General features: G+C 71.3%; 14 protein-coding genes. 5 read left to right on the forward strand and 9 right to left on the reverse strand.

The window, feature by feature from the left end; translation table 11 throughout:
- Positions 1-68: 68 nt before the first annotated feature.
- Together BS83_RS37350 and BS83_RS37355 are read right to left on the reverse strand one after the other, a co-directional pair.
- Positions 69-719 carry a DUF6230 family protein gene (locus BS83_RS37350; protein WP_037607707.1) on the reverse strand — a complete coding sequence of 217 codons (651 nt, stop codon included), beginning with the start codon at positions 717-719 and terminating at the stop codon, positions 69-71.
- 550 nt (positions 720-1,269) lie between these two features.
- Complete coding sequence (locus BS83_RS37355) at positions 1,270-2,250, reverse strand: tetratricopeptide repeat protein (protein WP_037607708.1); 981 nt, start codon at positions 2,248-2,250, stop codon at positions 1,270-1,272.
- Positions 2,251-2,552: 302 nt separating this feature from the next.
- On the opposite strand from BS83_RS37355, the gene BS83_RS37360 reads away from it, so the two are divergent.
- Positions 2,553-3,170, forward strand: coding sequence for a TetR/AcrR family transcriptional regulator (locus BS83_RS37360; protein ID WP_037607709.1), 618 nt, complete (start codon positions 2,553-2,555; stop codon positions 3,168-3,170).
- A gap of 177 nt (positions 3,171-3,347) precedes the next feature.
- On the opposite strand, the gene BS83_RS37365 is transcribed toward BS83_RS37360, so the two are convergent.
- The 4 genes from BS83_RS37365 to BS83_RS37380 all read right to left on the reverse strand — a co-directional run bounded on the left by BS83_RS37365 (position 3,348) and on the right by BS83_RS37380 (position 6,489).
- A complete protein-coding gene (locus tag BS83_RS37365) occupies positions 3,348-5,039 on the reverse strand; it encodes an acyl-CoA mutase large subunit family protein (RefSeq protein ID WP_037607711.1) in 1,692 nt (563 codons plus the stop codon).
- A 173-nt stretch (positions 5,040-5,212) separates the two neighbouring features.
- Positions 5,213-5,554 (reverse strand): DUF3817 domain-containing protein, encoded by a 342-nt coding sequence (locus tag BS83_RS37370; protein WP_232248621.1) that lies wholly within the window; start codon positions 5,552-5,554, stop codon positions 5,213-5,215.
- Between the two features lie 34 nt (positions 5,555-5,588).
- Complete coding sequence (locus BS83_RS37375) at positions 5,589-6,137, reverse strand: MarR family winged helix-turn-helix transcriptional regulator (protein WP_051944821.1); 549 nt, start codon at positions 6,135-6,137, stop codon at positions 5,589-5,591.
- A 43-nt stretch (positions 6,138-6,180) separates the two neighbouring features.
- Entirely contained in the window at positions 6,181-6,489 is a 309-nt protein-coding gene (locus BS83_RS37380; RefSeq protein ID WP_408641067.1) for a DUF3817 domain-containing protein, read from the reverse strand.
- A gap of 104 nt (positions 6,490-6,593) precedes the next feature.
- On the opposite strand from BS83_RS37380, the gene BS83_RS37385 reads away from it, so the two are divergent.
- Together BS83_RS37385 and BS83_RS37390 are read left to right on the forward strand one after the other, a co-directional pair.
- Complete coding sequence (locus BS83_RS37385; RefSeq protein WP_084714724.1) at positions 6,594-7,478, forward strand: DUF2127 domain-containing protein; 885 nt, start codon at positions 6,594-6,596, stop codon at positions 7,476-7,478.
- A 34-nt stretch (positions 7,479-7,512) separates the two neighbouring features.
- Positions 7,513-8,034, forward strand: coding sequence for a MarR family winged helix-turn-helix transcriptional regulator (locus tag BS83_RS37390; RefSeq protein WP_037607714.1), 522 nt, complete (start codon positions 7,513-7,515; stop codon positions 8,032-8,034).
- Here BS83_RS37390 and BS83_RS37395 read toward each other — a convergent pair whose 3' ends face one another.
- Both BS83_RS37395 and BS83_RS42600 read right to left on the reverse strand, forming a co-directional pair.
- Positions 8,035-8,979 carry an MBL fold metallo-hydrolase gene (locus BS83_RS37395; RefSeq protein ID WP_084715248.1) on the reverse strand — a complete coding sequence of 315 codons (945 nt, stop codon included), beginning with the start codon at positions 8,977-8,979 and terminating at the stop codon, positions 8,035-8,037.
- An 8-nt stretch (positions 8,980-8,987) separates the two neighbouring features.
- On the reverse strand, positions 8,988-9,590 hold the full coding sequence (locus BS83_RS42600; RefSeq protein ID WP_051944827.1) for a winged helix-turn-helix domain-containing protein: 603 nt from the start codon (positions 9,588-9,590) through the stop codon (positions 8,988-8,990).
- A gap of 123 nt (positions 9,591-9,713) precedes the next feature.
- Between BS83_RS42600 and BS83_RS37405 the strand changes: the two genes are divergently transcribed.
- Together BS83_RS37405 and BS83_RS37410 are read left to right on the forward strand one after the other, a co-directional pair.
- The gene (locus tag BS83_RS37405; protein ID WP_051944830.1) at positions 9,714-10,730 is read left to right on the forward strand and encodes a GlxA family transcriptional regulator; all 1,017 of its coding nucleotides are present in this window, start codon (positions 9,714-9,716) and stop codon (positions 10,728-10,730) included.
- On the forward strand, positions 10,727-11,362 hold the full coding sequence (locus BS83_RS37410) for a DJ-1/PfpI family protein (RefSeq protein ID WP_037607715.1): 636 nt from the start codon (positions 10,727-10,729) through the stop codon (positions 11,360-11,362). The genes BS83_RS37405 and BS83_RS37410 overlap by 4 nt, the downstream gene beginning before the upstream one ends.
- On the opposite strand, the gene meaB is transcribed toward BS83_RS37410, so the two are convergent.
- A complete protein-coding gene (gene meaB, locus BS83_RS37415) occupies positions 11,352-12,305 on the reverse strand; it encodes a methylmalonyl Co-A mutase-associated GTPase MeaB (RefSeq protein WP_037607716.1) in 954 nt (317 codons plus the stop codon). The genes BS83_RS37410 and meaB overlap by 11 nt on opposite strands.
- Positions 12,306-12,321 lie beyond the last annotated feature (16 nt).

A 12,321-nucleotide genomic window follows, 5' to 3' on the forward strand; every position in this document is an offset into this window, starting at 1 on the left:
AAGAACGGAGCGGGGAGGGGGTGGCCCTCCCCGCCGGTCGACGGAACGTCACCGAACCGTCAGATGCCTCAGTGGCAGGGGTTGTCGCCGGCGGCGACGTTCAGGCTCATGCCGTTCAGCGTGAAGGTGTCCGCGGTGGTCGCCCACGCGGTCTGCTTCACCCCGTACAGGTCGGCCGAGTCGGCCTCCTGCGCGAAGCTGCTGCCGAAGCCCGGCTGCTTGGCCGAGGTCGGGTCGACGTTGCCCTTGGTGATGGCGCCACCGGCGACACCGATGTTGATGTTGTTGAAGACCGCGCTCTGGGCCTGCAGGTCCGTCATGTCGATGACGAGGTTGCTGGCCTTGACCGGGTTCGCCGCGTCCTTGCCGGCCGTGATGGTCAGGGTGTACGTGCCGAAGGGCAGCGGCACCTTGACCGACTGGCACAGGTTGTTGATCGTCGCGTCCTTGAAACCGGAGACGGCGACAGGGAGCGGACCCTGGCTGTCCTTGCCGGTCGTCGGGTCGGTCTTGACGACCGTGTCGACCGTTCCGTACTGGACGAACCCGTTGCCGTGCAGGTGATCGGCGGTGACGGTGAACGACGCGCCGGAGACGGCGAAGGACGCCGCGAGCGCGCCCTGGGCGATGCTGACGCCGACGGCGGCCGTGGCGGCCAGAGTCGGGACCATGACGACGGCGAACCGCTTCCAGCGGGTCTTACCGAAGGTCTGGGACATGAGTCGAGATCCTCCTTCTCGGACGTACACCTCCCGGCCCGCCCCGCTGGGGCCCCCGGCCGGAGATGGGGAGAAGAACTACGTCCTCGGGAGGCAGGTGCACCCCCGAGCGACAACCACTCGGTCGCGCCGGCAGGCACGACTGCGGTGAGAGCAGGCTCCGCCTGGGTGGACGAAGACCCCCCTGCCCTCCGGGCGCCGGCGGACCGACACCCCGCCCGGTGGGGATTCCACTTCCCGTCCCCGACCGGCTGCCGGGGGTATGGGTAATGAACCGAGCGTGCTGATCGTGGTCCATGTGGAGCCGCTGCACAAGTAGTTCATTACCGATGAGTAAGGAATGGGTGAACCCGAACCGACCCCCATGACACCCCCACCTGACTCAGCGTGACCGTCTTCACGGACCCGCCTGCATCAAGCCGCTGGAAACACGGATGTAACAGACGAAGGCGGCCACCCAGGGTGACCGCCTCGTCAAAGTGTCAAGATTTGATAAACGCAATCGGAGTGTCGACAGATCACCACAACACACTCACCGACGTGACACCCGTCAGAAGAGTTTGCGTGCCAGCGCCCCGCGCGCCTTCACCACACGCGGATCCTCCGCACCGATGACCTCGAAGAGACTCAGCAGGTGCGTACGCGCCTTGTCGCGCTCCTCGCCGGCCGTGCGGCCGACGGTGTCGACAAGGCGCCCGAAGGCGTCGTCGACGTGACCGCCCACCAGATCCAGGTCCGCGGCGGCGATCTGCGCGGCCACGTCCCTGGGACGCTCGGCCGCAGCGGCCCGCACGGCGGCCGGGTCGGCGCCCTCGATCCGCTGCAGCAGCTCCGCCTGGGCGAGACCGAGCTTGGCCTCCTCGTCGCCCGGGCGGTCCGCCAGCACGTTGCGGTAGGCCTGGATGGCGCCGCCCAGGTCCCCGCGGTCCAGCGCCTCGTGGGCGAGGGCCAGCGCCGGGTCCTGCGGGGGCTCGACGGCGGTGTCCGCGCCGCCGGCCTCGCCGCGACCGCTGCGCAGACCGGGCTGACCGGCGATGCCGAAGCGCTCGGCGGCCTCCTTGATCAGCTGGTCCAGCAGCGGGCGGATCTCCTCGGCCAGGGCCGGGCCCTCGAAGAGCGGGATCAGCTGGCCCGCGACCACGACCAGGACGGTCGGCAGGTCGCGCAGCTGCAACTGCTGGGCCAGGCGCTGGTTGGTGCGGACGTCGACCTCGGCGAGCACGAACCGGCCGTCGTACTCCTCGGCCAGCGCCTCCATGACCGGGACCTGCTGCTCGGCCGGGCCGTAGCCCTCGGCCCAGAACAGCAGCAGCACCGGGACCTCGGCGGAGAGCGGGACGACCTGGGCCTCGAAGTCGGCCTCGGTGACGGAGAAGATCAGCGGCTCGGCCGCGGCGTCCCCCTCGCCCGACTCGGCCTTTCTGGCGCGCTCGGCGCGCATCTGCTCCGCCTTGGCGGCGGCGTCGGCGGCCGCCTTGACCGCGGCGAGGTCGACCGCGCCGCGCAGGGACATGTTGTTCCGTGGCTGCATGGGCCTATCCTCCCCCGTCCGCGAGTCGCTTCGCACCAAGACCCTCGCAGTCCGGCTGGTTTGCGGGACGTACGAGGGTGAGGCGCGCGCAAAGTCGTCGTGCGCGGATCCCCATCCGCGCGGCAGCGTGGTTGTCGCTCTTTCGCTACGAGTCGTAGCGTATATGCACCGGGGACGGCCGCGCAGCAGGGCGCGCGTGAGCTGTACCACTCTTCGGTCCGCCACTCTCTGCGGGGCCGGGTACCGGCGAGTAACCTGCGTTGACCGCGATTGACATTCCGACCTGCGCAAAGGAGCCCGCCGTGACCACAGCCGTCCCGCGCAAGGGCCGCCCGCGCAACGCGGACGCGGACGACGCGATACTCGCGGCCACCCGTGAGGCACTGGCGGAGCTGGGCTGGGGCGGGCTCACGATGGGCGACGTGGCGGTGCGGGCCGGCGTCGCGAAGACGACGCTGTACCGGCGCTGGCCCTCGAAGAACGAACTGGTCGTCGCGGCGGTGGCGGAACAGCTGAACGGCCTGGAGATGGCCGACCTGGGGAGCCTGCGCGCGGACATCGAGGACGCGGTGGCGCAGTTCGCGGCCCTGCTGTCCGCGCCGGAGACGCAGGCGGCGCTGCTCGCGCTCTTCGCGGAGGCCACCCGGGATCCGCTGCTGCGTCAGCGGGTCCGCGAGGCGATCATCGATCCGCAGAAACGTCTCGTCCTGGCCGGGCGCGCCGCCGCGCAGGCCCGCGGCGAACTCCCCGCGGACGCGTGCGAGGCCGCCGCTCAGGCGGACGTGGACATCATCTTCGACACGGTGGCGGGCACGGTCGTCCACCGCATGCTGGTCAGCGGCGAGCCCGCCACCCCGGAGTGGATCACCCGCTTCACCACCCTCCTGCTGCACCCCCTCACCGACCTCGCCACGGCGTAGCCCGACAGGGGCGCGGGGAGCTGCGGCGGTCTGGCGCAGCCAGAAAGGGGCGCGGGGAACTGCGCGACCAGCCACCCGGTGCAGATGGCCCTCAATGGACAGGGCCATCCGCCTCGGGTGGTTTCTCGCGCAGCTCCCCGCGCCCCTGAGGTGAGTGCAGGCGCCGCGGGTGCCGAATCAGAAGCCGGCGGGCTCCACGTAGACGCCCCACTCGGCGCGGAGCGCGTCGCAGATCTCGCCGAGGGTGGCCTCCGCGCGGACGGCGTCGAGCATCGGGGGGACCATGTTGGCGCCGGAGCGGGCGGCGTCCAGCATGGCGGTGAGGCCGGCCTGGACCGCGGCCTCGTCGCGGGAGGACTTGCGGTCGGCGAGGACGCGGACCTGCTCGCGCTCGACCTCGTGGCTGACGCGGAGAATCTCCAGCGGAGGGGTGACGCTGCCGGTGTGGCAGTTGACGCCCACGACCCGCTTCTCCCCCTTCTCCAGCGCCGTCTGGTACTGGAAGGCCGCCTCGGCGATCTCCCCGGTGAACCAGCCGTTCTCGATGCCGCGCAGGATGCCCGCGGTCATCGGGCCGATCGGGTGCTCCGCGCCGCCGGCCGCCGTGCCCATGTCGATGATCTTCTGGAAGATCTCCTCCGCCTGGGCCTCGATCCGGTCGGTCAGGGCCTCGACGTACCAGGAGCCGCCCAGCGGGTCGGCCACGTTGGCGACGCCGGTCTCCTCCATCAGCACCTGCTGCGTGCGCAGCGCGATCTCCGCCGCCTGGGCGCTCGGCAGCGCGAGCGTCTCGTCCAAGGCGTTGGTGTGCAGCGAGTTGGTCCCGCCGAGGACCGCCGAGAGGGCCTCGACCGCCGTGCGGACCACGTTGTTGTACGGCTGCTGCGCGGTCAGCGAGACGCCCGCCGTCTGGGTGTGGAAGCGCAGCCACTGCGCCTTCTCGGTCTTCGCGCCGTAGACGTCGCGCAGGCGCTTGGCCCAGATCCGGCGGGCGGCGCGGAACTTGGCGATCTCCTCGAAGAAGTCCAGGTGCGCGTCGAAGAAGAAGGAGAGACCCGGCGCGAAGACGTCCACGTCCAGACCGCGCGAGAGCCCCAGCTCCACGTAGGCGAAGCCGTCGGCGAGGGTGAACGCCAGCTCCTGCGCGGCCGTCGAGCCCGCCTCGCGGATGTGGTACCCGGAGACCGAGAGCGGCTTGTACGCCGGGATGTTGGCGGCGCAGTACTCCATCAGGTCGCCGATCAGGCGCAGGTGCGGCTCGGGGGCGAAGAGCCACTCCTTCTGCGCGATGTACTCCTTGAAGATGTCCGTCTGCAGCGTGCCGTTGAGCACGCCGGGGTCGACGCCCTGGCGCTCCGCGGCGACGAGGTACATGCAGAAGACCGGGACGGCCGGGCCAGAGATGGTCATCGAGGTGGTGACGTCGGCCAGCGGGAGGTCGCGGAAGAGCACCTCCATGTCGGCCGCGGAGTCGATCGCCACGCCGCAGTGGCCGACCTCGCCCAGCGAGCGCGGGTCGTCGGAGTCGCGGCCCATCAGCGTCGGCATGTCGAAGGCGACCGAGAGGCCGCCGCCGCCGGCTTCCAGGATCATCCGGTAGCGCTCGTTGGTCTGCTCGGCGTTGCCGAAGCCGGCGAACTGGCGGATGGTCCAGGCGCGGCCGCGGTAACCGGTGGCGTAGAGGCCACGGGTGTAGGGGAACTCGCCCGGCCAGCCGATCCGGTCGAAGCCCGGGTGGTCGCCGCTGGGACCGTAGGCGGGAGCGACCTCGTCGCCGGAGAGCGTGGTGAAGTCCGCGTCCCGCTTGCGCGAGCGGTCGTAACGCTGCTGCCAGCGCTCCTGGGCGGCTGCGGTCTGCTGTGCGTCCATCGGTGGTGGCCTCGCCCTTCGGCAGAATATTCGGACGTCCTACTACTTCAATTTACTAGGACGTCCGAGTATCTGTCGACAAGCAAACGCGCCCTGGCCGATTCGACCAGGGCGCGCTGGGGTGTCGCTCGAATGCGCCCACCGGCGCCCCCTGCGTCCGCGCGGGGCGGCGCTCAGGCGCTGACGAGGCTCTCGGACTCCTTGGCCGCGAGTTCGGCGCGGATCTCGGCGACGACGCGGCGCTCGACGAAGAAGACGGCGGTCGGGATCGTCCCGGCCAGCACCGTCCAGGCGATCTTGCCCATCGGCCAGTTCAGCTTGTTGCCGAGGGTGAAGGCGACCACGACGTAGGCCATGTACAGCCAGCCGTGAAGGGTGCCGATGATCATCACCGGCGTCTTGGACGCGCCGAAGCCGTAGTAGGCGACGCAGGCGACGCAGAGCAGGACCAGGCCCACGCCGGTCACGTACGCCAGTGCACGGTAGGCCGTGAGCAGGGGGTTGGACTTGTTCATAGCCAACGAGCGTAGACCCACGAAAGTGGATCTCTCACACCGCCCCGGCCGGGGCGTCCGCCTGGGCGCCGTCCTCGGCCTCCTCGAAGTCGCCCGCCGCTATCCGCAGCGGCCGCAGCATCTCGAAGAGCTCCTTGCAGCCCTCGGCGTCGTAGCCGACCAGGCCGAAGTCCATCGCCATCAGGTCGCGCGTCGCCCGCTCCACCACCTCGCGGCCCTTCGGGGTGATCGCTGCGAGCACCCCGCGACCGTCCTGCGGATTGGGGCGACGGGTGACCAGTCCGGCGGCCTCCAGGCGGTCGACGGTGTTGGTGACGCTGGTCGGGTGGACCATCAGCCGCTGGCCGATCTTGGAGAGCGGCAGCTCGCCGGCCTGGCTGAAGGTGAGCAGCACCAGCGCCTCGTAGCGGGCGAAGGTCAGCTTGTACGGCTTGACCACCGCGTCGACCTGGGCGAGCAGGATCTGGTGCGCCCGCATCACCGAGGTGATCGCCGCCATCGAGGGGACCGCGCCCCAACGACGGGCCCACAGCTCGTCGGCGCGGGCGATCGGATCGAAGGAGAGGCTCAGCGGCTTTGACACGGGGACACGTTACCGCCTGGTCAGTCCGCCATCACCGGGCGTCTCACGCCATGGCCGGGGCGGTCTCCCGCTCCTCGCGGCCGAGGATCCGCTCGGCGAAGAAACCGCCGGTCGGGAGCACCGAGAGGACCATGATCCAGGCGAAGCGGCCGAAGGTCCACCGCTGCTCGCGCCAGGCGATCAGCGCGAAGACCGCGTACAGGACGAAGAGGATGCCGTGCAGCATGCCCATCACCGGCACCGCGTTGAACGTGGTCGTCCGCTTGAGCACCGAGCAGGTGAGCAGCAGCAGGAAGGACACGCCCTCCGGCATGGACACCAGGCGGAGACGATGGACGGCGGTGGTCTTCACAGCTACCTCACGGAACGGTCTCAAGCGTCGCAATCTCGCGACGACTCGTCGCATCAGTATGACCGACCGCCCTTTTGTCCCCGCACTTGGCTATTCTCCCGGCCATGACGAGGGACTGGGACCACCGCCACTGCGCCCGCAAGGGCCACACCACCTACGCGCCGACCGAGCCGGAGCTGCGCGAGCGACTGCGGGTGGAGACGGCCGTCGGCGAGGCGTGGCGCTGCCTGCGCTGCGGCGACTTCGCCCTCGGCGAGCCGCACAGCAGCGGCAAGGCGGAGGACGCGCCCTACGTCCCGCGCGGCAAGGCGCTGCGCGACCTGTTCATCCTGCGCTTCCTGGCGGTGGAGCGGCTGGTGCGCGGGGTCTTCATCGTCCTGGTCGCCTGGGCGGTGTGGAAGTTCAGCAACAGCCAGACCTCGGTGCAGCAGCTCTTCAACGACAACCTGACCCTGTTCCGGCCGATAGCCCAGCACTTCCACTACGACCTCGACCACTCCCCGGTCGTGGACACCATCCAGAAGACCTTCGCCTACAAGCACAACACGCTGCTGATCACCGCCGCGGCGCTGCTGGCCTACGCGCTGATCGAGATCGTCGAGGCCTTCGGCCTCTGGGCGGCGAAGCGCTGGGCCGAGTACCTGACCGTGGTCGCGACGGCGGCCTTCCTGCCGCTGGAGATCATGGAGCTGACGCACAAGGTCAGCGCCTTCAAGATCGCGACGCTCACCCTGAACCTGCTGGCCGTCCTCTACATCCTGCTGGCGAAGCGGCTCTTCGGCCTGCGCGGCGGGGCGAAGGCCTTCGAGGCGGAGCGGCACGGCGCCTCACTGCTGGAGGTCGAGACGGCGGCGCACGAGGCCTCACTGAGGGCCCGCGAGATCCATGTGGCCGGGGTGGCGGCCAACGTCCACCAGAGCATGCCACTCGAAAGGGTGGCACCGCCGCGGGCGGAGGCCGAGGCCGGGCCTTCGGGGATCGTTGAATAGTACAAGTTTCAACAAAACGGCGTATCATCGGGGCATGGAGACGACCGCCACCCCCACTGCCCTCACCGAGCCCGACAAGGACGCTCGCGAGGACGACGCCCCATGGCTCACCGCCGAGGAGCAGCGCCTGTGGCGGGCCCACCTCGAGGTGAGCCGGCTGCTCATGTACCAGCTGGAGCGCGAGCTCCAGCCGCACGGGCTCTCGAACAACGACTATACGATCCTGGTCGAGCTCTCGGAGGCCCCGCAGCGACGGATGCGGATGACGGACCTCGCGGTGGCCACGCTCCAGTCGAAGAGCCGCCTCTCGCACCAGATCACCCGCATGGAGGCGGTCGGTCTGGTCACCCGCGACAGCTGCCCCGGCGACCGCCGGGGCCTGTTCGCGGTGCTGACCGAGCAGGGCTGGCAGACCATGCGCCGCATCGCCCCGCAGCACGTCCGCAGCGTGCGCGAGCACTTCATCGACCGCTTCGACGAGGACCAGGTCGCCGCCATGTACGAGGCCCTGGCCCCGATCGCCGAACACCTGCGGGAACTGCGCGGCCGCGGCTGACTAGCCGAGCAGGCGGTAGCGCAGCTGGTCGAGGTTGCCGCGGAGCAGCAGGCGGAGCATGTCGCGCTTGCGCGGCTCGTTGTAGATGACGAAGTCGTCGAACCGGTGCACGCCGCGGCGGGCGGCGACGGCGCGGGCCGCGTCGCGGACACGGGTCAGGTCGGCGTGCGTGAACGACAGGGCGCGCTCGTCCGGCTGGTACAGCGTGCCGATCGGGTACTCGTGGCCCGGCGCGCTCCCCATCTCGACGTGGCAGCCGAGGACGTGGGTGACCGGGTGGGCCGCGGCGAAGTCGACCAGCCGGTCCAGGGTCGCCAGGAAGGCCGGGTAGTCCTCGGCGTAGAGGCGGCCCGGCAGGACCGTGTCGCCGGTGAGCAGGAAGCCCGTCCACGGGTCGTAGGCGGTGACCGAGGCGCGGTGATGGCCGGGCGAACCGATCAGGGTCAGCACCCGCCCGCCCAGGTCGAACTCGACCCTCCCGGTCGGCCGGTCCACGCCGAAACCGAAGAACTCCCTGACCGCCTCCGCCTCGCGGGGAACGATCACCGTGTCCGGCCGGTCGTCGAACTGGACGTCGCCGGCGACGTGGTCGCCGTGGCCGTGGGTGTGCGCGACGACCAGGCGGTAGTTCTCACGCGGGTTCCGCTCCAGCCACTCGGCGATCAGCGCGTCCACCGTGGCGCGGAGCGGGAAGCGCTCGGGGTCGGCGGTGGCGCCGGTGTCGAGCAGCAGCGCGCGCTCGTTGCCGAAGAGCAGGAACATGAACGGGGCCTCGTAGTTCACGGCCTTGCTCTGCCGCAGGACCACCGTGTGCTCGTCGTAGCGGTGGACCTGGATCTTCGGCTGCCCGGCCCGCAGCCGCCTGGGCGCGCCGTGGATCCAGGCGACGTCCAGCGTTCCGGCCACCGGTGCGGCGGCGGTGAAGTCGATCTCGTTGACGCTCATGGCGCTGATCACTTTCCGGTTCCCCCGTTGTCGTCGAGTTCCGCGGCCGTGTCGGCCTGCGGCAGCGGCGTGGCCGCAATGAAGTAACGAACGGCGCGCTCACCGGGACGCAGCGCGCGGGCATCCGCCCCGGCGGACACCAGGTGGGGCCGGATCAGCTCCCACATCTGCTCCTTGAGCTCGGCGGCCTGCTCGACGGTGAGCACCGCGATCGCGTCCACCACGTCCGAGGCCGCGCGCCACTCGGCGCTCTCGTCCTCGCGGCGGTCGATCCAGGCGAGGACCTCGCGCAGTCCGCGCTCGACCACCAGCCGTTCGAGTCGGCCGCGGAGCAGGTCACCGGCCGGTCCGCCGTCGGTGATCCGCAGCTCGGGCTGCGCGCGCGGGATCTGCCAGACCCGCTCGCGCCGGTCCGGCCCGGGCGCCGCCTCCTCCACGAAGCCGTACTTGCCCAGCTGCCGCAGATGGAACGAGCAGCTGGCCTGCGAGGCCCCGAGCGCCCGCCCGCACTGGGCGGCCGTGGCCGGACCGCCGGTGGTCAGCAGGTCGATCAGGTCGAGCCGGAGCGGATGCGCCAGCGCCCTGATCGCCCTTGGGTCGTTGATCTCCATGCCCCAAAGAGTACTTTGGCATTTCGAGATGTCAACGCTTTCTTTGACATCCTTGGCAGGCATGGCAGAAAAGGTGGGAAGTTCGTCATTGCTGCCATCCGGACGCCACGCCAGGCTGGAGGCATGACGACAGCCAGGACCGTCCTGTTCGTGCTCTACGACGGCCTCCAGAGCCTGGACCTGACCGGTCCGCTGGAGGTCTTCCACGCGGCCGGACGGATCGCGGCGGCCGACGGCGCTCCAGGGGCGTACCGGCTGGTGACCGCGTCACTCGGCGGCGTTCCGGTGACCACCGGCAGCGGGCTGCGGCTGACGCCCGACCAGGACCTGGCCCGCAGCGAGGCGCCGCACACCCTCGTCGTGCCCGGCGGGGACGGCACCCGCGATCCCGATCCGGCGCTCGTCGCCGCGCTCCGGGCGCTGGCTCCGGACGCCCAGCGGGTCGCCTCGGTCTGCACCGGGGCGTTCCTGCTCGCCGAGGCGGGGCTGCTGACCGGCCGCCGGGCCACCACCCACTGGGGCTACGCCGGCACGCTCGCCGCGCGCTTCCCCGGGATCGAGGTCGATCCTGAGCCGATCTTCGTCCGCGACGGCCCGGTGGCCACCTCCGCCGGGGTGACCGCCGGCCTCGACCTGGCACTGGCCCTGGTCGAGGAGGATCTGGGCGGGGAGGTCGCCCTGCGGACGGCCCAGGCCCTGGTGATGTTCCTGCGCCGTCCCGGCGGCCAGGCCCAGTTCAGCGCGCAGCTGACGGTGCAGCTGGCCGAGCGGCAGCCGCTGCGGGAGGTGCAGCAGTGGATCTCGGAGCATCCGGAGGCCGACCTCTCGGTGGAGACGCTCGCCGGGCGGGCGGCCCTGTCGCCGCGCCAGTTCGCCCGCGCCTTCGCGGCCGAGACGGGCCGCACACCCGGCCGCTACGTGGACGACGTCCGCCTGGAGACCGCCCGGCGGCGGCTGGAGGAGAGCGCGGACAGCGTCGAGAGCATCGCCCGCGGCTGCGGCTACGGCACACCGGAGGCGATGCGCCGCGCCTTCCTCCGCACGCTGGCGGTGCCGCCGGGCGAGTACCGCAGGCGTTTCCGTCCCGGTTCCGCTCCCCGTTCCGCCCCCGACGACCCGCAGAAGGAGACCGTGCGATGAAGATCGCCGTCCTGCTCTACCCCGACATGACCGCGCTGGACGCGGTGGGCCCCTACGAGATCCTCGGGCGGATGCCCGGTGCCGAGATCGTCTTCGCGGCCGCGCGGCGCGGCGAGATCCGCACCGACCTCGGCAGCCTGGGCCTGACCGCGGACGCGGCCTTCGACGAGGTGACCGGGGCCGACCTGTTGCTCGTCCCCGGCGGCCCGGGCACTCGCGAGGCGCTGGGCGACCCGGCGACCTTGGAGTGGATCCGCCGGGTGGACGCCACGACGCGGTGGACCACCTCGGTCTGCTCCGGCTCGCTGCTGCTGGCCGCCGCCGGACTGCTCAAGGACCGCCGCGCCACCACGCACTGGAACGCGATGGAGCACCTGGCCGCGTTCGGGGCCGTGCCGACCGCCGAACGCGTCGTGTTCGACGGCCGCTACGCCACCGCGGCGGGCGTCTCCGCCGGGATCGACCTGGCGCTGAGCCTGGCCGGCCGGCTCGCGGGCGACCGGGTGGCGCAGAAGATCCAGCTGGTCGTCGAGTACGACCCCACCCCGCCGTACGCCTGCGGCTCGCCCGCCCAGGCTCCGGCGGAGTTCGTCGCCGAGCTGCGCGCCGACGAGCTGCGGGTCACGTCGTGATCGAGGCGATCAGGTCGTCGGCGGCGGTGTAGGAGTCCAGCTCGCCGGCGGCGACCTTGCCCGCCAGGGCGTCGAGGTGCCGGTCGCCGTGCAGGCTGCCGAAGCGCTCGCGCAGCGCGGTGACGGCGATCGCCTCGATCTCGGCGGCGGCGCGGGCGACGCGGCGGGTGGCCAGCGTGCCGCTTCCGGTCATCCAGGCGAGGTGCTTCTCCAGGGCCTCGACGACCTCGGTGACGCCCTCCTGCTTGGCGGCGACGGTCTTCACGATCGGGGGACGCCAGTCCCCCGCGGCGCGGGCCTCGCCGAGGCCGAGCATGTGGTTGAGCTCACGGGCGGTCGCGTCCGCGCCGTCCCGGTCGGCCTTGTTGACGACGTAGAGGTCGCCGATCTCCAGGATGCCCGCCTTGGCGGCCTGGATGCCGTCGCCCATGCCGGGCGCGAGCAGCACGATGGTGGTGTCCGCCTGGGCCGCGATCTCCACCTCGGACTGCCCGACGCCGACCGTCTCGACGAGGATCACGTCGCAGCCCGCCGCGTCCAGCACCCGGATCGCCTGCGGCGCGGACCAGGCCAGACCGCCGAGGTGGCCACGGGTGGCCATGGAACGGATGAAGACCTCGGGGTCGGTGGCGTGCTCCTGCATCCGCACCCGGTCGCCCAGCAGCGCACCGCCGGAGAACGGCGAGGACGGGTCCACGGCGAGCACCCCGACCCGCTTGCCGAGTCGGCGGTACGCCGACACCAGCGCGGACGTCGAGGTCGACTTGCCGACCCCGGGCGATCCGGTCAGCCCGACGACGTAGGCACGCCCGGTCAGCGGCGCCAGCGTGGCCATCACCTCGCGCAGCTGCGGGGACGCGCCCTCCACCAGCGAGATCAGCCGAGCGACCGCGCGCGGCCGCCCCTCTCGGGCCTGCTCGACCAGCGAGGGAACGTCGATCATCGTGCGGAACTCCAGC

Source organism: Streptacidiphilus rugosus AM-16 (assembly GCF_000744655.1).
GTDB lineage: Bacteria > Actinomycetota > Actinomycetes > Streptomycetales > Streptomycetaceae > Streptacidiphilus > Streptacidiphilus rugosus.

Excerpts from the sequence above, each read along its gene's own strand:
- BS83_RS37350 (WP_037607707.1), bottom strand. The coding sequence starts at position 719 with ATGTCCCAGACCTTCGGTAAGACCCGCTGGAAGCGGTTCGCCGTCGTC.
- BS83_RS37355 (WP_037607708.1), bottom strand. The coding sequence starts at position 2,250 with ATGCAGCCACGGAACAACATGTCCCTGCGCGGCGCGGTCGACCTCGCC.
- BS83_RS37365 (WP_037607711.1), bottom strand. The coding sequence starts at position 5,039 with ATGGACGCACAGCAGACCGCAGCCGCCCAGGAGCGCTGGCAGCAGCGT.
- BS83_RS37370 (WP_232248621.1), bottom strand. The coding sequence starts at position 5,554 with ATGAACAAGTCCAACCCCCTGCTCACGGCCTACCGTGCACTGGCGTAC.
- BS83_RS37385 (WP_084714724.1), top strand. The coding sequence starts at position 6,594 with ATGACGAGGGACTGGGACCACCGCCACTGCGCCCGCAAGGGCCACACC.
- BS83_RS37390 (WP_037607714.1), top strand. The coding sequence starts at position 7,513 with ATGGAGACGACCGCCACCCCCACTGCCCTCACCGAGCCCGACAAGGAC.
- BS83_RS37395 (WP_084715248.1), bottom strand. The coding sequence starts at position 8,979 with ATGAGCGTCAACGAGATCGACTTCACCGCCGCCGCACCGGTGGCCGGA.
- BS83_RS42600 (WP_051944827.1), bottom strand. The coding sequence starts at position 9,590 with ATGGAGATCAACGACCCAAGGGCGATCAGGGCGCTGGCGCATCCGCTC.
- BS83_RS37405 (WP_051944830.1), top strand. The coding sequence starts at position 9,714 with ATGACGACAGCCAGGACCGTCCTGTTCGTGCTCTACGACGGCCTCCAG.
- BS83_RS37410 (WP_037607715.1), top strand. The coding sequence starts at position 10,727 with ATGAAGATCGCCGTCCTGCTCTACCCCGACATGACCGCGCTGGACGCG.
- meaB (WP_037607716.1), bottom strand. The coding sequence starts at position 12,305 with ATGATCGACGTTCCCTCGCTGGTCGAGCAGGCCCGAGAGGGGCGGCCG.